Genomic DNA, 19,485 nt, shown 5'->3' with positions numbered 1-19,485 from the left:
GTAACGAATTATCTCATTCTATACTAACTTATAGAATTTGGTAAACTATCGGCTTTGAACATAAACGAAAAAGATTTCTTATCAGCAGTAGAAAATCACAAAGGTATCCTGTATAAATTGTCAAAAATTTATATGGATGATCCTCTTGATAGGGAAGACCTATTTCAAGAGATGCTATTGCAGTTATGGAGATCGTATGGAAGTTTTAAGGCACAGAGTAAGTTTTCTACTTGGATGTACCGTGTGGCGTTGAATACAGCGTTGGTTTATATCAAGAAAGAAAAGAAATCCCCGAAATCTGACAGCCTGATTGAAGATATCGATGTAATCGACAAATCTGATCATCACGAAAAAGAAGAACAACTGACGTATTTCTACCAAGCGGTTAAGCAATTGAACGAGATTGAAAAGGCTTTAATCTTTTTCTTTCTAGAGGGCTTTTCTCATCGAGAAATTGCTGGTCAGTTGGGTATTTCAGAAGTAAAATGCTCGTGTCAAGCTGAATAGGACCAAGTACAAGTTACAAGAAATCATTAAAAAGCAAGGTTATGAATTTTGACGATTTAAAAAATGCGTGGAAGCGAGAAGGTGATTCTGAAGTGAATCTGGGAGAAATAAATCTTTCTTTGAAAAAATCGAATAATGCGATTGATAAGGTTAGGTCGAATATGAGGAAGGATTTCTATGCCCTTATAATAATGGCGGTGATGAGCTTGGGAGGTATGATATATGTCAATCTAAAATTAGATTTTCATCCTGTTATTTTGTTTACTTTGAATACATTTTATTTTTTAATTTCTGTATTGGTAATCTACTTTTTCGTTAAATTTTTCAGGTTTTATAGACGATCATATCACTTGAATTATGATAGCAGGGATAATCTGATTTGGTTTTATTATGAGTTGAGGTATTTTATAGATTTTTATCATACTTCGTGTTTTGTGTTTTTTGTGATGGGCTTGGTTTGTGGGCTATCGATTGGTGTGATGTCGGCTAATTTGGAAATGGTCACTGGAAAGCAAGACCCTATAGGTAGGCTGTTGTCTTCGGGTTTAGCAAGTAATTTAATCTATTTTGGTTCTCAAGCAATTATTATCATTGGCGGGGTTTTTCTTTTCAGGTGGGTGATTGAGATGATGTATGGCCGTTATTTGAAGCAAATAAAACATACTTTGGACTTGTTAAAACCTGAAGAATAGAAATAGGAATATCTATTTTGGGATACTTCAAAATAGATAATATTTTTTGTTCATTTAAAAAATAAGTTCTATCTTTGCGACTCATTAAATATTAACAATTTTAATAAATAACAATGTACGCAATAGTAAATATAGCAGGACAGCAATTTAAGGTTGCAAAAGACCAATATCTTTTTGTACACCGTTTACAAGGAGACGAAGGCGCTAGTATTGAATTTGACAATGTATTGTTAGCAGAAGACGGTGGTAAGTTTACTGTAGGTACACCAAGTATCTCAGGTGCTAAAGTTTCAGCTACTATTTTGTCACATTTGAAAGGTGAAAAAGTTATCGTTTTCAAGAAGAAACGTCGTAAAGGCTACAAGAAGAAAAACGGTCACCGTCAACACTTCACTAAAATCCAGATTACTGGTATCAGTTTATAATCGAATTTTTTAATCTGACGCAAGTCATAAATTAGAATAAAGAAATGGCACATAAAAAAGGTGCGGGTAGTTCCAAGAACGGCCGTGAGTCACATAGTAAGAGATTAGGTATCAAAATTTTCGGTGGTCAACAAGCTATCGCTGGTAACATCATCGTACGTCAACGTGGTACTCAGCATAACCCTGATGCTAACGTTGGTATCGGTAAAGACCATACCTTATATGCTTTAATCGACGGTACAGTAGTATTCCGTAAAAAAGCTAACAACAAATCTTACGTTTCAGTTCTTCCAGTAGAAGAAAACAACTAAGGATTTTTTAAAAACATAGAAAAGCCTGTTTTATGTGGGCACTGAAAAAGTCCCCTTTTAGGATGGGCTAAAAAAAGGAGTGGAAAACAACAGTTTTCTGCTCCTTTTTTCGTATCTTAAAGTAGGCTTTAACGGACATCAGGATGCTTTCTACCCAACAAAAAATTCAGTTCAGTTCCTATTCGGGATTGTACGATATCATTGTTCCAAAAGACAATCTACTTCGCAAAATCAACGATCTTATCGATTTCAGTTTCATACATGAGGAACTTTTGGAGAAGTATTGCCAGACCAATGGGCGTACAGCAGAGAGCCCCATCAAGATGTTCAAGTACCTTCTGTTAAAGACGATCTACACCGTTTCGGATGTTGATGTCGTTGATCGTTCCAGATATGACATGTCCTTTAAATACTTTCTGGAAATGGCCCCTGAGGAGGATGTGATCAATCCAAGTTCGCTCACCAAATTCCGTAAGCTACGGTTAAAGGACATGGACCTGTTGAACCTGTTGATCAATAAGACCGTAACGATCGCTCTTGAAAAGGGTATTATAAAATCAAGGTCCATCATCGTAGATGCCACACATACCCATTCCAGATCGAACCCATACACAGCACAGGGAGTGCTAAAGGAACGATCCAAGCTGTTGAGGAAAGCAATATATCAGATCGATGAGGACTACAAAGGGCGCCTACCACAAAAGAACGAGTCCAACGACCTGGACCAAGAGCTTGCCTATTGCAGGGAATTACAGAGAGTGCTGGATCAGGATCAATCTATCAGTGAAATACCGGCTGTAAAAGAGAAGTTGAACCTGTTGAAAGAAACCATCGAGGACACAAAGGAATACTATCTGCTCTCAAAAGATGGTGAAGCCAGACTTGGACATAAATCAATGGACAGTAGTTTCTTTGGCTATAAAACACATCTGGCAATGACCGAGGAACGCATCATCACAGCAGCGGTCGTTACTACAGGCGAGAAAGGTGATGGTCCGGAACTGCCCCGATTATTGGAGATCAGCCAGCAGAATGGAATGGAAGTGGACACGATTATAGGCGATGCCGCATATTCTGGAAAGGACAATCTACGGCTGGCAAAAGAACAGAACATTGATATCATCGCTAAATTGAAACCGGCAGTCAGCCAGGGATCCAGGAAAGAAAGCGATCACTTTCACTACAATAAAGATGCGGGGATGTTTGTCTGTCCGGCTGGCCATCTAGCAATCCGGAAGGCCCGTCAGGGCAAAAAGAACATAGGTAAAAATCAAGCAGACACGTATTACTTCGATGTGGATAGATGTAAGGTTTGCCCTCTCAGGGAAGGATGTTATAAGGATGGGTCAAAAACAAAGACCTATTCGATAACCATTAAATCCGAACTCCATAAAGAGCAGATGGCTTTCCAGCAAACCTATCATTACCGGAGCAAGTCTAAGGAAAGGTATAAGATCGAGGCAAAGAACAGTGAGCTCAAGAATGTCCATGGTTATGGAAGAGCAGATTCCTATGGCATCCAAAATATGGAAATGCAGGGTGCAATGGCCATCTTCACGGTAAACTTGAAAAGAATCCTGAAATTGATCTAAAAAGGAGGAATATTACCTCAAAATCAATGGATTTGAGATTCTGAAAGTCTAAATAGCCACTCATGGTCGATTAACCTTCAATAAAACCATTAAAAAACAAATTTTCAGAAATCCTTAGAACAAAAATGACCGAGTAAGATAAATCCTGTACTCAGTCATTTCTTTAAATCTCATTAAAAAGTTGAGACTTTTTCAGTGCCCTCGGAATTCCAGACGGGCTTTTTGTGTTTATAGATATTAGATATGAGATATGGGATATGAGATATGGGATATGAGATAACTTTTATAAGAAGTAGAGGTTTTATATTTCAAGTTGGTGAGGACAACCTTCTATGCGTGCAGATAAATTGGTCAGATTGCTCATTGACGACCTGCCTTTCAAATATCTCAAATCTCACATCCCACATCTCACATCTGATTAAATAAAAAAAGCAGAACCACGTTCTGCTATTTTTATTTAATCGTGGAGAATACCGGATTCGAACCGGTGGCCTCTTGCCTGCCAGGCAAGCGCTCTAGCCAACTGAGCTAATCCCCCAAATTGCAGCAAATATACTGCAATTTTAATAATGTATTATTTGAAAGCTAAATTATATTTTGTGCCATCCATCAGAGATACATCGAGCATAAACTTACTGAAGTCTGCATAACTTGAAGCAGGGTATGAACCTTCTTTAATCTGAAGTTTTCTATAGCAAACCATCTTACCATCTTTTATTTTGACAGTGAATTCGTAAGATGCCATAGGTACTTCCAATTTTTTGTTTGCAGGAACAATAACTGGCAATATATTATCAGGCAATTGAATTTCTGTTTCGTCAATGTCAGTATAACCCCGAGTAATCTTCACAATATTTGTGCGACTGCGATAATCGGGAATCGCACTGCTGCGGTTGAGGAAGTTTGGATAAACGGTGAAATTATCATTGTTCTTAATTCCAAAGTTGTCGGCCTCAATATTAAGGTCTTCTATCAAAGCTAATTTATCATTTTCTTCAATAGTATATTTGACCGTATTGAATTGGATTCTATTGACATCGTACTGTCTTTTCAACCTTTTTGTTTGCTCGTCCTTGATTTCTTTCATGTTATAAAAATGATTTTCAAATTGGGCACCAGAGAATTCTGTTCTGATATCACCAGTTATCTTTCCATCTTTATCCATTTTGAAAGTTCCTTTTCGATGTTGAAGGTTTTGGTCGTAAGAATATACCTCTGTGCGCATGATCTTTCCTCCATTCTCTGTTACAGCAAGGACCAATCTATCATCGGTGAAGTCTCCTAAATAACCGAAAGGGAGGTCTTGGCTAGTACATTCCAACCATGTTGTATCATTCTGAAAAGGTAAACATAGAATGATGTGGTTTCCATCTACCAGGTTTGCGAATTCAGGATCAACATCCATCTTTCTATTTCCAGCTTCTACAATGCAATAATAGGAAGGGATGTTCTCTACATCCAATAGAGCTTGCATGTAGTTTACCAATGCTTTACAATCTCCATAGCCCAATCGGTCCACATCTTTTGCTGGGAATGGTTCTTGACCACCAATACCAATCTGTATTGAAATATATCTCGTTTTTTTCTGCAGATATTCGTAAAGGGCTTTTGCTTTTTCACGGTCCGTAGTCAAGTCTTTACATATTTCCTTAACCTTTGCGACAGTAGCAGGAGGTAGTTCTCTTTTATCCTTTAATAATGCTGTATTCAGCCATTCTCCAAAAGAGTTCCAATCATTTACTTTTCCTTGATGTTTATAATATTCAAAGTTTTCAGGAACAACGAATACCCTCATTCCAGTTTCATGTCGGTTTGGGCTAAATTGTTCAGATCTTACAGCTTTAATATTCTCGATTTCCCAGTAATATGATTTTTGTTTGCCTTTCATCTCCTCTTTTCCGTCCTTAATTAAATTCTTCTTAAGGATTCGCAATTTATTGTCTGGTGCTGCCAAGATTTCATAGCTGCTCTTTTGTACTGATAAGTCTCCATAAAAATCTGGGCGCCACGAACTGATGAACAAAGTTTGATTGTGTCTTACTTCGTATTCATAGATAATGGTGTAAGGGTAAGAAGAAATATATGGGGAATAGGATTTTAGCCTTGTATTGGTAAACATTGTTCCTTCACTTGAGGCGCTGTAATCCTTGAAATCTTTGATTCCGAATTTCTTTATGCTCTTTCCATCTTCGTCCAAGATTTCCCCTTTTACGCTTTTAATCTGTTTTGATTTGTCATATCCAAGGATCATGTTAGCATAATCATCTCCGGAATTATTATGAACTGTAATAACCGACCTTACTGTTTCCACCATTTCACTTGGGCTGATAATGTTAAAGGTTCTTTGTTCTTCCCGAAAGGTTGCAGATGCCCTGCTCAATAGTTCTTTAGGGATGTTTGAAACCTCATATTGTGCAATGGCCAAATTACTACCCATTAAAATAAGGCTGCTGAATAAGATTAACTTTTTAATCATATCTTTTTAAATTGAAAATCTGTCATTTGCTGTTGAATGATCCTAGAAAAGAATTCCTTTAAGTGGAAGTATTCTTCAGGTGTAAATATAGCCTTGTTCAATGTTGTAGTTTGTTGTAACAATAGAATGTTGTTATCAAAAATTGACCTAAAAGTATATTTGGCGCTATTTTCAGGCAGGGTCATTGCCGAATCTTTGGGTTTGTTTGATAAGTTGAATCCTACAGGAACGGAAATGTTTATGTTAAAGACTTCAATTTGTGGGGCACCTAAATCTACCGGATAATTCCTTTCATCTAATTTAAATGGATTATTGGTAGTCCTATCATACATGATTGGGTTCAGAATAAAATTGTCGCCTCTATAATTATCACGCATATCCATTTCAAATTCCATTACTTCAATCAGAGATTTTTCAACTTCTTCCAAATTTTCGACTTTAGAACTCATTAAACGTATACTTGATACACCTTCTACCAATTTTTCTTCATATTCTTCAAAGGTGTTATAGGAGTCGATTTCACTTCTTTTGATCAATGCGTCGAGGCCATTGTATTGAGCACGTATAGTACCTTTCATTTTACCTGTTGAGTCTAATTTAGCCATAATGTTATAGCTTTTCTTGGACGGTACAGCGTTTGCAAGCGTGACCCAATCAGATTGATTTTTAGAGAATATAACCCTTCCTCTGTCATTGATTGAACTAAGAGATAATTCACCAAATGGAAGGAATTTTTTAGATGCATCCAATAAATAATCTTTGCCATCTATTTTAGCCATACAGATTACAGCATTGAAATCTGTCATTACTGGAAAAATATAACTTGGAATTCCATTGTTACGAGTAGAAATAATAACGGGATAAGCCTCCACTTCGGCAGCATTGAGCGCCGCCACTAACCCTAGGTTAATATCGGCAATATTACCTTTTTTGGTTTCCAGTGCTTTTTTGATGCCATTTTCTGCGAACTTTCCAAGGAAATCATTCCATACAATATTTTTTTGCAGATAATAATAGATAGATTTTGCTATATCTAATTTGTTATCTTTTCCTTCGATTATTCCTGGGAGTATATCCTTAAAGGCGCCTTTGTTTTTTTATTTGTCCTCCAAAATCTTTTTCTTGCATCAGATCCATATCAATATCAGACCATTTTTTAGCATAATTGGTATGTGGTCCTGAGGGATCAAAATATGTACGTAGTTCAAAATTTATAGAACTGATGAAATTTACAGGTGCTAGCATATAATCTTCTTCCTTAAATGCTGGCACATTTTTCATGATGTAGGTCATTCTAGAACAATCCTGTCTGACTCCATTCAGTACAAAATGTTTGTTCAGCACTGATGATTTTTTGATCAGCGAGTGGATAATATCCTTTCAGGTTGACATTATATTCAAAAGAGGATGGAATAACAGCTACATATTCACTGTGCAAGACAGGATATTCAGATTGGAAATACCAGGATCGAAATGTTCTGACTGCAGGAGAGATAATGGTATAAGAATATTCAATGATTGAATTATCTTTTATGTTGGGAAGTGTGAATTTGAGTTTCTCGGAATACGGAGATACCTTATCAGTGAATATTGCTTCTTTTTTCAATTCATCTGTTTGTAGATTTCCTTTTTCAAAAATTCAAGGTCTTGCCTTTAATTTCCCGGACATATTCCATGTCACTACCATACTTATAAAGAGGGATTTCTATATTGGCTGCATCTACACCATCTTTGTCCAGTATTTTTTTTTCGGACAAAGACTTTAGTGACTACCATGAGTCCTCGATTAGCTTCGATTACTTCAAGTTCGGTTCTACCATGTTCATGTAAAACGATTGCATGTGCAGATGTATCGATCTGCTTGTGGTCCGTAGAGAATAAGCCCAAGTCCAACTTAGGGAGCGGATTGTCCTGTGCGTATCCCATTAGGTTTGCACATACCATGCAAAGACCCAATAAAATAGATTTCATAATGATTTGGTAATAATTTTAGTCAAATGTAAATATTTTACATCTGATTTAACTATGGCCAAATCAAATTATTTTGATAAATATTTATAAGGTAAATTTTAAGCTTCCAACAATTGTTTTTCGTATAATGATGCGTATTCCCTGCCCATCCCCAACAGTTGTTCATGGGTGCCTTCTTCAATGATTTTTCCATCATCCAAGACAATGATATGGTCCGCATTTTTTATGGTTGAAATCCTGTGCGCTATGATGATGGAAGTTTTACCTTCCATAATTTTGCTTAGGTTATGTAATATTTCTTCTTCAGTTTTGGTATCTACTGCAGAAAGACAATCGTCAAACATTAATATTTTCGGATCTTTCACCAGCGCCCTAGCGATGGAGACTCTTTGTTTTTGTCCGCCTGATAGGGTTATTCCGCGTTCTCCAATATGGGTTTCGAAACCTTCGTCAAATCCGAGGATATTGTCGTATACAACAGCATCTTTGGCCGCTTGTTCTACTCTTTGTATATCCACAGCATCTAATCCAAAGGCGATGTTGCGTGCTATCGTGTCAGAAAATAAAAATACCTGTTGAGGGACGAATCCAATCTGTTCACGTAATGATTCCAAATTAAAATCTTTTATGTTATGGTTATCATAAAGGATTTCACCTTGATCTACATCAAACATTCGCATCAATAAATTTGCTAATGTTGATTTTCCAGATCCTGTTCTTCCTATAATTGCCATGGTCTGTCCTGCAGGAATATGGAAACTTACATTGTCTATTGCTTTTATTCCAGTATCAGGATAGGTGAAAGAGACATTCTTTAATTTTATATCACCTCTCAATTCGATTTCTAAGTTTCCTTCTTTAATTTCTGATTTTGTATTCAGGAACTCGTTTATACGTTTCTGTGATGCTGCAGCTCTCTGTACTAGAGACGTAACCCAAGCTAAGGACATAGCAGGGAATGTCAACTGATTTACATAGATAATAAATTCGGCAATATTTCCTGCTGTGATGTTTCCGTCCTGCACTTCAAGTCCCCCTACATAAACAGTAAGAATGGTGCTGAAACCAATCAAGAAAATTATTAATGGAAAAAATATGGCTTGAACCCTAACTAGATTTAAGTTGATATCCTTATAGCGATCACTCTCCATCTTGAAATTTTTCATTTTGTCCTGCTCACGCGTATAGGTTTTTACTACGCGGATTCCGGAAAATGTTTCCTGGACAAAAGAAGAAAGATGTGATAACTGTCTTTGGATCCTTTCACTTCTTCTATTAATGACCTTGTTGACAAATAATATAATGACAGAAATAATAGGTATGGGTAGGAGTGAGTATGTCGCTAATGTTGCATTAACATTATACATGGCGTAAATGATCATTATTGACAATACAACTGTATTGATGGCATACATAATTGCGGGCCCCAAATAATTTCGTACTTGATTGACATCTTCAGTAGCTCTGTTCATTAAATCTCCGGTGTTGTTTTTGCGATAAAAGGCAAAATCCAACTGTTGGTAGTGCTGGTAGATTTCATTTTTTATGTCATACTCAATATGTCGAGAGGTCAAGATCAATGTTTGGCGCATCATGAAGAGGAATATTCCTCTTAAAAGTGCCAATACCAATACTACGATACCGAAGAAGAGCAGACTTTTACTGAAGACCTCATAGATGATTGATTGTCGATCAAACCCGTCGTAGAGTCTATAAAGATCAATGTTTTCTTTTACTAGGTCGAAGGCTTCACGGATTACTTGTGCAGGTAGAATTCCGAAGTAATTCGAGATAATAACGAATATCACACCAGGTATAATTCGCCAACGGTATTTATAGAAAAATTTATTGAGGTATGATAGTTCCTTCATTTCAACAAAAATAATGGATAATTTTCAATAAACTAGGGGTTAAAGTTGTGATAATGTCAATAGTTTGTTTCAAATCGAATATTTTACGGCTTTTCACTAAAGAACTAAATAATTTACTAATTTTGTACCTGTTAATTTTGTTTGTTTATGCAAAGAGATTCTACCTCGTTATTTGACTTGATGCGCGTTTCTGACCATCAAAATATCTTCATTTGTAATGATAAGGAAGTCGGTTTGAAGGCTATTGTGGCTATTCACGACACTACTTTAGGTCCTGCTATTGGCGGGGTCCGTATGTTGCCGTATGCTACTGAGGCCGAAGCCATCGAAGATGCGCTACGTTTGTCAAAAGCTATCACCTATAAAGCTTCCCTTGCAGGACTTAATCTAGGTGGAGGTAGTGCTATTATTATCGGAAACAACAGAACTGAGAAATCAGAAGTTCTCATGCGTCGATTCGGTAGGTTTATCAATGGTTTGAACGGTAATTTTATCGCTTCTATCGATGTTGGTACGACTCAAAAAGACTTAGAATACATTCATGCAGAGACAGATTATGTTGCAGGCTTACCAACTTCTTTGAATGGCTCTGGTGATACGACGGTATTTGCTGCTAAAGGAGTATATTATGGTATCAAAGCGGCGATCAAAGAATTATACGGAGATGATAACTTGGCTGGCCGTAAAATTGCAGTTCAGGGTGTCGGTAGCGTAGGGGAGCACTTAGTTTCCTTATTGCGTGCTGAGAATGCTAGAGTTTATGTTTCAGACATGACCGAAGAGCGTAAGATGAAAATCGCAGCTAAATATAAAGCTGAACCTATTACTTATTCGACTAGTTTTGAGCTAGATGCAGATGTATATGCACCTTGTGCCTTGGGAGGTACAGTAAATCCAGATACGGTTCCGCGTATGCGTTGTAAGATTATTGCAGGTTCTGCAAACAACCAATTATTGGAAGAAGAAAAAACGGTAGAATTATTAAAGGAAAACAATATTCTTTATACGCCTGATTTCTTGATCAATGCGGGAGCTTTGATCAGTTGTTTTTTCGGAATTGGAAGGTTACGGTGCTGATCGCACAGATCACCTTATCCGTTATATTTATACAGCGACAAGACACGTTATCCAAAAATCAAAAGAAGAAAATATTTCTACTCATCAAGCCGCTAAAGAATTAGCTGAAAAGCGTATTCAGGACATGAAGAAATTAAAATAAATAGTATAATATCGTTCTTTATTAAATATTCGTTCTTTCATTAAATTATGCTAAATAGAAGACACCTTCGGGTAAAGGTCATGCAGACATTGTATGCCTACAGCTTGTCAGAAGACAAAAACATCGTGAATTTTGAGAAAAGTCTTCTCAAAAGTGTTGAAGAAGTTGATGAGATGTATATCTGGACACTAAATCTACTGGATGAAGTGGCTGAATACGTACTTATCGATGTGGAAGGTATTGCCAATAAGTGGATACCTTCGGATAAAGACAAAAACTTTACCTCAACAAAGCTAAACAGTAATACTTTTATTGATTCTCTGAGACAAAACAGGGAATATTTGGAAAAAGTAAAGAGATACAAAGTAGATTGGAACTATGATCCTGAGATTGTTCGTTCGATTTATTCTCAATTAAAAGATTCTGAAGCCTATTTAGAATACCTGAACCTTGAAGATCGTTCTATTTCAGCAGAAAAAGACATCATCAAGTATATCTTTAAGAAAATTATCCTTAAATCTCCTGATATTGAACAAGCCATTGATGAGCGTTTCATCAACTGGCAAGTAGATAAGGAGGTCTTACAGGCAATGATTGCCAAGACTTTCAAAAAATTTCAGCTCTGAGGTTCCGGCAAAAAACAAATTGGCGGATCTTACCCCTAGCTGGATTGAAGACAAGGATTTCATTATCGATCTTTTAAAGTTAACGATCAAGTATGGTGATGAATACCAAGATTTGATTGCTGCTAAAACCAAGAACTGGGAATCAGACCGTATTGCTTTGGTGGATAACTTATTGATGAGAATGGCAATCACTGAATTGATTAATTTCCCTACAATCCCTGTAAAGGTTACGATTAACGAATATATCGAGCTTTCTAAGTCTTTCAGTACACTAAAAAGTAGTACCTTTATAAATGGTATCTTAGATAAGATTCTTGCCGACCTTACTTCACAAAGGAGAATCAAGAAAGAGGGTCGAGGATTGATCGCTTAAACTTATAAAAATGAAGAAACTAATTTTAACGTGCCTTTCGGCAACAGTATTCTTCGCTTCTTGTAACCAAGGGGCTAAAAATTCTGAAGGAAATACAACAGAAAACACGACTTCAGCAACAGCTGATAGTAATGACGGAATTGGGAAAATGGATTTTAAAGAAACTGTTTATGACTTCGGAAATATCAAAGAAGGAGAGGTCGTGAAGCATGTTTTTAAGTTCGAGAATACAGGAACTAGTCCGGTGATCTTGTCACAAGTTTCTGCGAGTTGCGGTTGTACAACGCCCTACTTATACAACTACTCCGATTTTACCAGGAAAAGAAGGTGAAATAACCGTAGAATTCAATAGTGCAGGTCAGGTTGGCCAACAACAGAAAATTATTACAATTGCTTCAAATGCAGAGTCAAACATTACAACAGTTCAATTGAAAGGTACTGTCGAAGCAATCTAAAAGTAAACTATAAATTATAATATACAGATGATTTCAACAATTTTATTACAGGCAGGAGGAAGTGGATTTACTCAACTTATTCCTATGGTATTGATCATTGTGGTTTTCTATTTCTTTATGATTAGACCACAAATGAAGAAGCAAAAAGAACACAAAAAATATATCGAAGAAATAGGTGTTAACTCAAGAGTTGTAACTACAGCTGGTATCCATGGCCGTATCGTAGAGGTTAGCGACAAGACTTTCCTAGTAGATGTTGGTAACGGTGTTAAAATCCGTTTTGACAAAACTGCTATTTCTTTGGAAGCTTCAAAAGCTTTGAATACTACAGAAGTTAAATAGTATTTAGTAGAAAGTATTTAGTATTTAGACTGAGTACGGTAAAAGATAAGAGCTGCAAACCTGCAGCTCTTTTTTTATGGATCTTTTATTGTGGAATTTCTAGTATTCTTACTTCTGACATTTGGAAGTTGCTTCCACCATTTAATTCTAGCATGGAGAATCTATAATAGTTGTAAGGCACTTTGTTAGTAAATAAGAAAGTTCTTGAAAGTCTTCTTGATTCCCAGAACTCTTCAGAGCGTTCATCAATTTTCACCCATGTATCTCCATCGATTGAACCTTCTACAATCCAACGCTTAGGATCACGGTCAGGAGCATCGTTTCCCGAGGTCATGCTATATCCATTGACAATTTGAGGCGCATCAAAAGTGAAAGTCCATTTCATATTTCCATTTACCCCACCAACGAATAATTTAGTTGTGATATCTCCATCAATCATTTTTTTTAGATCCCTCTCCAGCATCTGGTCCGCCACTGTTTTCGTGAGAAACTGAGAATGAATTTTCAAAAGTCGTAACATCTTTAATCAAGCCCAATTCTGAAACAAAGAGATTCAAAGCTGCTTCCGAACCTTTTGAGGTTGTCAATTTCAACTGAACTTCTTTAAATGCACCGGGTTCAAATTCAAGGTCTATAGTTTTCTCCGAACTCAAAACAGGGGAGTTATTGTTATAGCCATCTTTCCATTCGGTCTTACTAACAGCCATTGGAGTTTCGAACGAAAGGTTTAGTTTTCCAGATCCTACTGTTTTGGTATTGACCTTAATTAAGTTTGCTGCTGATATACGTATTGTTTCTTCGCGCTGAGCCCAATAACCATCACCATTTAAGGCAATCATCTTGACAACATAAGTTCCTGTATTCAGGAAAGTATGGGTAGGAGCCACCGTTGAAGAAGTACTATCATCTCCAAAAGACCATCTAGTTTCTTTGTAATTCGTGGCTTTATTGTCGAATTTATAAGTAAACGGGTCATTCTGGTTCACCAATGCAAATGTAAAAGCAGCAGTTGGTTTTGGTTCCGTTTCAATTATTTCCGGAACACCTTCATCATCTTTCTTACAGGAACTGAACAACAGTACAAATAAGAAACAGACATATACATATTTAGTTAAATTCATAATTTCTAATTCTAGGTTTTGTTAAGGAATTCTGACCATTCTCCATTCAGACATTTGGAACAAACTACTGCTTCTAGTTCTTTCGATGTGTAGTTTTGAACTGTTTGTATGCTTTCGGGAATTCAATATTGAATCTTTTGGTTTCGTTTCTGGCGTTGAATACTTCCGTTCTGCGAGTATCCAATGCTTCCCAAGTTGTTCCATCATTTGATCCATATAGAACCCATTCTGCTGGATCTCTTTCTGGTGCGTCATTTCCTGAGGTAAGGGTGTAAGCACCAATTTTTTGAGCCTCGGTGTACACTAATTTTGCTTCCAAGTCTACAAAATCTCCTAAAAGAAACTTAGAGTTGTAATTGCCATCTATTAATTTAGGAGAATTCTCATTTGCATTGCTAGTATTATCTCTACTCACGGAGAACACTGCATCATTGGTCACATCAACTTCAACTACATTTTCTGAATCAATAAGTAGGATGCTATAGTTTTTCGTTGGATTGATTACATGTAAGGTAGAGTTGGTTAATTCCACCATCACTGCAAGTTTTTTGTCTAAATTCTGATTGATAACCGACCAAGGGACAGTTAGCTCCAAGCTAGAGGTTTTAGCATTGCTGGCGAATTGTACTTTATTTGTAATAGTGTATTGTTCAGGAGTAAGAGCAACAGTGTTTGCTGGTAATACTCCTGAACTGATTAGTTTAGCGATTGTGTCCGTTCTTGTTGCAACATCAACAGTAAATGCTGAGCCTGGAAAACTTGCCAGAGTGATACCTACTGGAATGGTTAGTCCAGATGATGAACTTTCATAGTTTACTTGGTTTTTTGCTTCCAAAAACCATCCCCGCACCATTTATTAGCGAAAGAAAGTGAATATCTGATTCGGTGATCAAATCATTTACTTTTAAAATTATGACGCCTGTGGCATTGTTTTTATCGATCGCATTTCCTTTTCCAGCATTGGTAATATCATATCCAATCACTACATTTTTGCCGAAGTATTTTTCAATTTCTGTTCTTGTAATCGTGAGGCTAAAAACTGTTGAATCAGCTCCAAAATTTACTTTTGCACTATTTGGTAAATAAATAGATTCAGCTTTAACAGCTATATAATTACTGCCAAGATTTTTTGATTTGATATGGTCAGCAGCTGCTTTTTGGTTTACGGCAAGGTTTACATCAAAAGCCTTTGTCGCTGGAGTGCTCAGTTTTATGCTTACAGGCACTGTAACTTGCTCATTGGTTTTCGTAATTCCACCTGCAATGTCCCCCGAGCCGACGGTCGTTGCTGAACCTGGCTTAATACTGAAATCTTCCAATGCCGTATCCTTACAACTAATTAAGGTTAAGCAGCAAAGAATAGGTATGTATATATACTTGAATAATTTAAACATGGTCTTCATAATCTATAGGTTTATTTATCGATCCACACACGTCCGTCCAATCCCCAGCTTAACTGTCTAGGAACCTTTAACCAACTTATAATCTGAGTAGGTATATCAATATTTCTAGGTACTGCCGCACTCAACACTTCAGATGAAGGCGCACAGATAAAATCATTGAGATTGGTAATAGGGTAGTCTCCATGTGTCTTTAGGTGAGCTCCCAACGGTCCTTCATCTCTTAGCATACTACCATCTTTACTATTCATTGGATAATAAGCTACTAAATCAGCAAAATTTGGATGGTTTTCTTCGACACCAATTTCACAGCTATATTGTTTGACAGTTTCTGGAGACAGTGTTGCTTGCCATATCTTTACATCAGCTAGATATGCATCGGATCTCCATCCTTCAAATGTTTCCAAGAAACCGATTCTAAATCTTGCTGAAGAGGTAATTGATCCCCATCCTGTAATATCGGCTTCCTTGGAAAGTTCTCCATTGGTAAACAATTTGACCGTTCTTTTGCCATCCACTGTTTGTCCGGTAATAGCAATGGAGTTCCATGTTCCTCGGTTGAGGTTTTTGTCTGCTTTTACCTCACCAGTTCCGCTATCACCACGTGCGTTGAAAATCCAGGATTCACCAGCAAGGTGAATTACCCAGCCGATACCTTCCGGATCTTCACCCCAACCCCCTTGAAAGTGCTTGCGCTTTCCGATGATTGAAGGATAGGAGAAGGAATAGTTATTGTCGCGGCCTTTGTTTTTCTTGATCTTAATTTCTATGGTGAAATCTTTTTTGTCGAGGTTGAAATACTTGTTTTCTCCAGAGTCTAATTGTGCATAATTTTCTCTTTCAAATCGCATGAAATCACCGATATATTTATTTCCAATAAATGGTTTTCCAATAAATTTGGTTGAATATTTTGGGGAATAAATAATTGTAAAGGTATTTAGTGCAGCATTGCTGAATATAGTATTGTCATTTTGATTTGCAGGGATCTCATATTCTCCGCCTTGGCTAGAGGTTATGATTACCATCCAATTTTCTTTGGCATAGTTTGGTCTAGCTTCCAAAGCTTTGATCATTTGGCCAACTTGTCCATCGAATTTTTCGATTGCAGCTTTATATGCTGGTTTAGAAACATCATAACCACCAGCTTTACCTGCAGCATCTACTGCTGTGAAATGACCTGTTATAAAAGATAGTTTTTCATCTTTTAAATCTGTTAATACTTTGGCGGTAACATCATCATCATTGGATGCTTTTTGAGCTTTGGTATTTGCGCCAAATGTTTCCAAAAATACAGCATTAGGGCTGATCATGCTCATTTTGATGGTATCCCCGGAACTTTCCTTGATTCTTTCAGGCAATAAGGGGTAGGCATCGAATTTATTGTTCTCTAAATTATTGTCTCGAACCCCATGTTTAGTGTAGTTGACACCTGTAAACATATTTGCCCAATTGGAAGTTATTCCTGCAGCATTTTCTTCACTTAAAGATACCCAGGAATAAATGGAGTGGGGCAGTATGGCATTGATATTTGTGATATTGGATGTTCTAACTGATTCTCCACGAGCACCATCTACTATTAGTAATAGCACTTTAGGTGTTCCATAGATTACATCTACTGAATCTGAATTGTTTTCTGGGATAACTTTGCTGAATTCCTCTTGACAAGAGACCAGATTTAGGCCCAGTATGGTCAGCACTATGGCTGATATCGAATTTAAAATACGTTTCTTCATAATTGGCATTTATTCAATTGTTATTCTGGTAATTCCCCTGGCATCGACATTATCAAACTTAGTAAAATCGCCTAACAGTAATAAAGCTCTTTTTCCATCGTCAGATTGTGTTTCGATTATATTTGTGATGTATCCATTGACTAAACCAGTATTATTCATTCCTTTTACAAGATCTCCTGCAGAATCCAGAATCATAAAATTGGATCTAGAGATATTATTGTATGAGTTGAAAATTCCTGAAACAGCAATAAGACCATCATCCATCAATAACCCGTAGCTTAAATTCACATTATCTCCGAAAGATTTCACTTTAAAGTTGCTGTCGACAGAGCCATTGATGTTTAACATGATTATATTTGCTGATGTTACATTATTGAAAGTTTTAAATTCCCCAGTAACCAAATATTTTCCTAATTTTTCATTATAGGAGACGCTTTTAACTGTATAACTAGCACCACTTCCGACATTAAAAGTTTTATCTACAGTTCCGTCTGCATTTAGTCTGACTATATATCCTGCGGGGGAATCATCAAATCGTGTAAATTTCCCAAATATTACTGTTTTCCCTTTTTGGGTTCCAGTTTTATGGTAATAGGCATTAACTGTTCCATTAGCACCTGCCAAGGCTTTTCCTGCAGTAAACCTAAAGGATTTATCTAATGTTCCATCAAGGTTTAACATTGCTACAGACCTAATTTCTGTACTATCTAGAATAATAGAATCTCTAGTTTCCATAAAATTAGGTTTTCCATAAATTCTGTTAATATGGAATCTGAAATCTCCAATTGCTAAAATTTTTCCATTATGTTCATATATATCTCTTATGGCGTTGTTAAATCCACCATTAAATTTTGGATAATATCTTATAGTATCAGGAAGGTGAGGGGGTCTAAATGGTTTTACAGCCATTGTATCAATTTGACCATTAATATATAGTCTAGTGATATTGGAAATATTATCTGTTCTCTGATCATAACCAGAGAATCCGCCAGCAATATAGTAAAAATTCTGAATTTGTATAATTGAGCTTAACCAACCCTGTACACCATTTCCAGCTCTAAATGAAGCGTCATATTCACCATTTCTGAAAGTTCTTACAATTCTGTTGGTGGGTTTGATATTACCTTTTATTTTCATAGTTATTAAATCCACCTATAAATATTCTTTTGTCTTCCGTTGTGGTCAACATTTTATAAATTCCACCTCCAGTTGCACCATATTTAGCTTGCCAAGTAGGGTCTAATTTTACTTTACCTTGAACGGAGAAGTTTGGTCCATAAAAGATAACATCATCGATCATTATTGTGGTAATACCTGTACTAGCAAATTCAGGCACTTTTACTGTAATTTCTTGGTCTGTTATGGATACTATTTCTGCTTGTTGTCCATTAAAAGTAAATACAGCTTTATCTTTGTACGAGGATAATCCTGTGACTTTGATTTTAACTTGAGTTCCAGGTCCTCCAGTTTCAGGTGAAGGTTTTTGTGTCCTTTCTAGGACTACGCCCAGAGTAGGTTTTCCCTCCTGATAAGGTTCAGAATGAAGTTCTGTTTCTTTGGAGCATGAAAGTAACCCTAAGAATAATAAACCGAATAAAATGAATAAAATATGATTTTTCATAATTTTAGCGTTGGCTTTGTTTAACATCCTCCACAAAATCATTTGAATTAGGAGTTAATCCAAACCACGATTTTGTGTAATTAATAACATGAATAACTCCATTATTTGGTTGTATATCTGATGTTGAAATAGGGCAACTTATATAGACATCAGGTTCCGTGTAATCGTGGATATAGGACAACCAAATTTGTCTATATCCTCTATATTTTAATCTTGATATCTCATTTCCTGCATCATCAGTTTGTATTACATCATTAAACACAACTCCAATATTAGATACATATCCCGAATATGAGATATAATTTTGTCCAGGATAAGTTCCTTTAAGATCAAAATCAATTTGAGGGTAATCTTGCAATAAATTTTTCCCTTTGAACATGTATTTTAGTAAATGCTTTCTCCAAATCGACGGTTCAATTTCATCCAATGTTTTAATCGTATCTAAACCATCGGCAAATAAAGTTGGGTTTAATCTGTTTGTTATTAACGTTCTGATATTTCTGTCTGATGGTGCAAAAAATGTAAACTCTTCATTTTGAAAAGTTTCCTCTAAACCTGCTAATTTTATGACTTGAACAACAGAGTCAAACATTACTGGGTTTGTTTCCAAGTATTGTAGAATGCTGCCATCATATTTAGCTTGTGCCAATCCTCCATCTTCGTAATAATCATCTTTATTACAAGCTGTAAAAATTATGAGTCCTAAAAAGAAGAGCATTATTTGCTGGATTTTAAAAATTCTTTTCATAA

26 protein-coding genes and 1 tRNA gene are annotated in these 19,485 nt (G+C 36.4%); 12 read left to right on the top strand and 15 right to left on the bottom strand.

The features are described from left to right. Positions 1 to 54 precede the first annotated feature (54 nt). The 5 genes from FGL31_RS16720 to FGL31_RS16700 all read left to right on the top strand — a co-directional run bounded on the left by FGL31_RS16720 (position 55) and on the right by FGL31_RS16700 (position 3,527). Positions 55 to 507: an RNA polymerase sigma factor gene (locus FGL31_RS16720; RefSeq protein WP_232046875.1), complete on the top strand. Its 453-nt coding sequence runs from the start codon at positions 55 to 57 to the stop codon at positions 505 to 507. A gap of 41 nt (positions 508 to 548) precedes the next feature. Next, positions 549 to 1,199: a hypothetical protein gene (locus FGL31_RS16715; RefSeq protein ID WP_099371627.1), complete on the top strand. Its 651-nt coding sequence runs from the start codon at positions 549 to 551 to the stop codon at positions 1,197 to 1,199. 113 nt (positions 1,200 to 1,312) lie between these two features. Further along, on the top strand, positions 1,313 to 1,624 hold the full coding sequence (gene rplU, locus FGL31_RS16710) for a 50S ribosomal protein L21 (protein ID WP_099367640.1): 312 nt from the start codon (positions 1,313 to 1,315) through the stop codon (positions 1,622 to 1,624). A gap of 44 nt (positions 1,625 to 1,668) precedes the next feature. Further along, positions 1,669 to 1,935, top strand: coding sequence for a 50S ribosomal protein L27 (rpmA, locus tag FGL31_RS16705; RefSeq protein WP_094256038.1), 267 nt, complete (start codon positions 1,669 to 1,671; stop codon positions 1,933 to 1,935). 143 nt (positions 1,936 to 2,078) lie between these two features. Beyond that, complete coding sequence (locus FGL31_RS16700) at positions 2,079 to 3,527, top strand: IS1182 family transposase (protein WP_138091549.1); 1,449 nt, start codon at positions 2,079 to 2,081, stop codon at positions 3,525 to 3,527. A 464-nt stretch (positions 3,528 to 3,991) separates the two neighbouring features. On the opposite strand, the gene FGL31_RS16695 is transcribed toward FGL31_RS16700, so the two are convergent. The 7 genes from FGL31_RS16695 to FGL31_RS16665 form a co-directional block, all read right to left on the bottom strand. Next, a tRNA-Ala gene (locus FGL31_RS16695) sits at positions 3,992 to 4,065 on the bottom strand. A 36-nt stretch (positions 4,066 to 4,101) separates the two neighbouring features. After that, the gene (locus tag FGL31_RS16690; protein WP_099371140.1) at positions 4,102 to 6,003 is read right to left on the bottom strand and encodes a DUF3857 domain-containing protein; all 1,902 of its coding nucleotides are present in this window, start codon (positions 6,001 to 6,003) and stop codon (positions 4,102 to 4,104) included. Beyond that, complete coding sequence (locus FGL31_RS16685) at positions 6,000 to 6,899, bottom strand: DUF3858 domain-containing protein (RefSeq protein ID WP_138093100.1); 900 nt, start codon at positions 6,897 to 6,899, stop codon at positions 6,000 to 6,002. The genes FGL31_RS16690 and FGL31_RS16685 overlap by 4 nt, the downstream gene beginning before the upstream one ends. 181 nt (positions 6,900 to 7,080) lie before the next feature. Next, positions 7,081 to 7,284 carry a hypothetical protein gene (locus FGL31_RS16680; RefSeq protein WP_138093097.1) on the bottom strand — a complete coding sequence of 68 codons (204 nt, stop codon included), beginning with the start codon at positions 7,282 to 7,284 and terminating at the stop codon, positions 7,081 to 7,083. 13 nt (positions 7,285 to 7,297) lie between these two features. Then, positions 7,298 to 7,609 carry a DUF3857 domain-containing protein gene (locus FGL31_RS16675; protein WP_171017717.1) on the bottom strand — a complete coding sequence of 104 codons (312 nt, stop codon included), beginning with the start codon at positions 7,607 to 7,609 and terminating at the stop codon, positions 7,298 to 7,300. 83 nt (positions 7,610 to 7,692) lie between these two features. Next, positions 7,693 to 7,974: a hypothetical protein gene (locus FGL31_RS16670; protein ID WP_138093091.1), complete on the bottom strand. Its 282-nt coding sequence runs from the start codon at positions 7,972 to 7,974 to the stop codon at positions 7,693 to 7,695. 98 nt (positions 7,975 to 8,072) lie between these two features. Then, positions 8,073 to 9,845, bottom strand: a complete 1,773-nt coding sequence (locus FGL31_RS16665) for an ABC transporter ATP-binding protein (RefSeq protein WP_138093088.1) — start codon at positions 9,843 to 9,845, stop codon at positions 8,073 to 8,075. A gap of 147 nt (positions 9,846 to 9,992) precedes the next feature. On the opposite strand from FGL31_RS16665, the gene FGL31_RS16660 reads away from it, so the two are divergent. Genes FGL31_RS16660 through yajC form a run of 7 tightly spaced genes read left to right on the top strand, consistent with a single transcriptional unit; the run spans position 9,993 to position 12,860 of the window. Continuing rightward, the gene (locus tag FGL31_RS16660; protein WP_317131046.1) at positions 9,993 to 10,922 is read left to right on the top strand and encodes a Glu/Leu/Phe/Val family dehydrogenase; all 930 of its coding nucleotides are present in this window, start codon (positions 9,993 to 9,995) and stop codon (positions 10,920 to 10,922) included. Then, entirely contained in the window at positions 10,903 to 11,064 is a 162-nt protein-coding gene (locus FGL31_RS29140) for a Rossmann-fold NAD(P)-binding domain-containing protein (protein WP_317131045.1), read from the top strand. Before FGL31_RS16660 ends, FGL31_RS29140 begins: the two co-directional genes overlap by 20 nt. A 47-nt stretch (positions 11,065 to 11,111) precedes the next feature. Further along, complete coding sequence (locus FGL31_RS29135) at positions 11,112 to 11,690, top strand: hypothetical protein (RefSeq protein ID WP_317131044.1); 579 nt, start codon at positions 11,112 to 11,114, stop codon at positions 11,688 to 11,690. Positions 11,691 to 11,709: 19 nt separating this feature from the next. After that, positions 11,710 to 12,063: a transcription antitermination factor NusB gene (gene nusB, locus FGL31_RS29130; protein WP_317131043.1), complete on the top strand. Its 354-nt coding sequence runs from the start codon at positions 11,710 to 11,712 to the stop codon at positions 12,061 to 12,063. Between the two features lie 10 nt (positions 12,064 to 12,073). Next, complete coding sequence (locus FGL31_RS16650; protein WP_232046874.1) at positions 12,074 to 12,394, top strand: DUF1573 domain-containing protein; 321 nt, start codon at positions 12,074 to 12,076, stop codon at positions 12,392 to 12,394. Continuing rightward, entirely contained in the window at positions 12,327 to 12,518 is a 192-nt protein-coding gene (locus FGL31_RS29125; protein WP_317131146.1) for a DUF1573 domain-containing protein, read from the top strand. The genes FGL31_RS16650 and FGL31_RS29125 overlap by 68 nt, the downstream gene beginning before the upstream one ends. A gap of 27 nt (positions 12,519 to 12,545) precedes the next feature. Then, positions 12,546 to 12,860, top strand: coding sequence for a preprotein translocase subunit YajC (yajC, locus tag FGL31_RS16645; RefSeq protein WP_099371134.1), 315 nt, complete (start codon positions 12,546 to 12,548; stop codon positions 12,858 to 12,860). Between the two features lie 85 nt (positions 12,861 to 12,945). Here the strand turns inward: yajC and FGL31_RS16640 are convergent, their stop codons facing one another. The 8 genes from FGL31_RS16640 to FGL31_RS16605 all read right to left on the bottom strand — a co-directional run bounded on the left by FGL31_RS16640 (position 12,946) and on the right by FGL31_RS16605 (position 19,483). After that, positions 12,946 to 13,299: a discoidin/SUN/FTP domain-containing protein gene (locus FGL31_RS16640; RefSeq protein WP_171017716.1), complete on the bottom strand. Its 354-nt coding sequence runs from the start codon at positions 13,297 to 13,299 to the stop codon at positions 12,946 to 12,948. Continuing rightward, positions 13,292 to 13,981 carry a PKD domain-containing protein gene (locus tag FGL31_RS16635; protein WP_138093082.1) on the bottom strand — a complete coding sequence of 230 codons (690 nt, stop codon included), beginning with the start codon at positions 13,979 to 13,981 and terminating at the stop codon, positions 13,292 to 13,294. Before FGL31_RS16635 ends, FGL31_RS16640 begins: the two co-directional genes overlap by 8 nt. Positions 13,982 to 14,054: 73 nt before the next feature. Then, complete coding sequence (locus FGL31_RS16630; protein WP_138093079.1) at positions 14,055 to 14,816, bottom strand: hypothetical protein; 762 nt, start codon at positions 14,814 to 14,816, stop codon at positions 14,055 to 14,057. Beyond that, on the bottom strand, positions 14,788 to 15,384 hold the full coding sequence (locus FGL31_RS16625) for a DUF1735 domain-containing protein (RefSeq protein WP_138093076.1): 597 nt from the start codon (positions 15,382 to 15,384) through the stop codon (positions 14,788 to 14,790). The genes FGL31_RS16630 and FGL31_RS16625 overlap by 29 nt, the downstream gene beginning before the upstream one ends. 11 nt (positions 15,385 to 15,395) lie before the next feature. Beyond that, complete coding sequence (locus FGL31_RS16620) at positions 15,396 to 17,114, bottom strand: LamG-like jellyroll fold domain-containing protein (protein WP_171017714.1); 1,719 nt, start codon at positions 17,112 to 17,114, stop codon at positions 15,396 to 15,398. A gap of 9 nt (positions 17,115 to 17,123) precedes the next feature. Further along, a complete protein-coding gene (locus FGL31_RS16615; RefSeq protein ID WP_138093070.1) occupies positions 17,124 to 18,251 on the bottom strand; it encodes a delta-60 repeat domain-containing protein in 1,128 nt (375 codons plus the stop codon). Further along, positions 18,235 to 18,735, bottom strand: a complete 501-nt coding sequence (locus FGL31_RS16610; protein ID WP_171017713.1) for a DUF5008 domain-containing protein — start codon at positions 18,733 to 18,735, stop codon at positions 18,235 to 18,237. Before FGL31_RS16610 ends, FGL31_RS16615 begins: the two co-directional genes overlap by 17 nt. Positions 18,736 to 18,739: 4 nt before the next feature. Continuing rightward, a complete protein-coding gene (locus tag FGL31_RS16605; protein ID WP_099371129.1) occupies positions 18,740 to 19,483 on the bottom strand; it encodes a fasciclin domain-containing protein in 744 nt (247 codons plus the stop codon). Positions 19,484 to 19,485 lie beyond the last annotated feature (2 nt).

Source organism: Sphingobacterium daejeonense (genome assembly GCF_901472535.1).
GTDB lineage: Bacteria > Bacteroidota > Bacteroidia > Sphingobacteriales > Sphingobacteriaceae > Sphingobacterium > Sphingobacterium daejeonense.
The sequence above is the reverse complement of the archived record's forward strand: the minus strand, read 5'-3'. Positions and strand labels throughout refer to the sequence as shown.

Excerpts from the sequence above, each read along its gene's own strand:
- FGL31_RS16715 (WP_099371627.1), top strand. The coding sequence starts at position 549 with ATGAATTTTGACGATTTAAAAAATGCGTGGAAGCGAGAAGGTGATTCT.
- rplU (WP_099367640.1), top strand. The coding sequence starts at position 1,313 with ATGTACGCAATAGTAAATATAGCAGGACAGCAATTTAAGGTTGCAAAA.
- rpmA (WP_094256038.1), top strand. The coding sequence starts at position 1,669 with ATGGCACATAAAAAAGGTGCGGGTAGTTCCAAGAACGGCCGTGAGTCA.
- FGL31_RS16700 (WP_138091549.1), top strand. The coding sequence starts at position 2,079 with ATGCTTTCTACCCAACAAAAAATTCAGTTCAGTTCCTATTCGGGATTG.
- FGL31_RS16690 (WP_099371140.1), bottom strand. The coding sequence starts at position 6,003 with ATGATTAAAAAGTTAATCTTATTCAGCAGCCTTATTTTAATGGGTAGT.
- FGL31_RS16680 (WP_138093097.1), bottom strand. The coding sequence starts at position 7,284 with ATGAAAAATGTGCCAGCATTTAAGGAAGAAGATTATATGCTAGCACCT.
- FGL31_RS16670 (WP_138093091.1), bottom strand. The coding sequence starts at position 7,974 with ATGAAATCTATTTTATTGGGTCTTTGCATGGTATGTGCAAACCTAATG.
- FGL31_RS16665 (WP_138093088.1), bottom strand. The coding sequence starts at position 9,845 with ATGAAGGAACTATCATACCTCAATAAATTTTTCTATAAATACCGTTGG.
- FGL31_RS16660 (WP_317131046.1), top strand. The coding sequence starts at position 9,993 with ATGCAAAGAGATTCTACCTCGTTATTTGACTTGATGCGCGTTTCTGAC.
- FGL31_RS29135 (WP_317131044.1), top strand. The coding sequence starts at position 11,112 with ATGCTAAATAGAAGACACCTTCGGGTAAAGGTCATGCAGACATTGTAT.
- FGL31_RS16650 (WP_232046874.1), top strand. The coding sequence starts at position 12,074 with ATGAAGAAACTAATTTTAACGTGCCTTTCGGCAACAGTATTCTTCGCT.
- yajC (WP_099371134.1), top strand. The coding sequence starts at position 12,546 with ATGATTTCAACAATTTTATTACAGGCAGGAGGAAGTGGATTTACTCAA.
- FGL31_RS16640 (WP_171017716.1), bottom strand. The coding sequence starts at position 13,299 with ATGATTGATGGAGATATCACAACTAAATTATTCGTTGGTGGGGTAAAT.
- FGL31_RS16635 (WP_138093082.1), bottom strand. The coding sequence starts at position 13,981 with ATGAATTTAACTAAATATGTATATGTCTGTTTCTTATTTGTACTGTTG.
- FGL31_RS16625 (WP_138093076.1), bottom strand. The coding sequence starts at position 15,384 with ATGAAGACCATGTTTAAATTATTCAAGTATATATACATACCTATTCTT.
- FGL31_RS16620 (WP_171017714.1), bottom strand. The coding sequence starts at position 17,114 with ATGAAGAAACGTATTTTAAATTCGATATCAGCCATAGTGCTGACCATA.
- FGL31_RS16615 (WP_138093070.1), bottom strand. The coding sequence starts at position 18,251 with ATGAAAATAAAAGGTAATATCAAACCCACCAACAGAATTGTAAGAACT.
- FGL31_RS16610 (WP_171017713.1), bottom strand. The coding sequence starts at position 18,735 with ATGAAAAATCATATTTTATTCATTTTATTCGGTTTATTATTCTTAGGG.
- FGL31_RS16605 (WP_099371129.1), bottom strand. The coding sequence starts at position 19,483 with ATGAAAAGAATTTTTAAAATCCAGCAAATAATGCTCTTCTTTTTAGGA.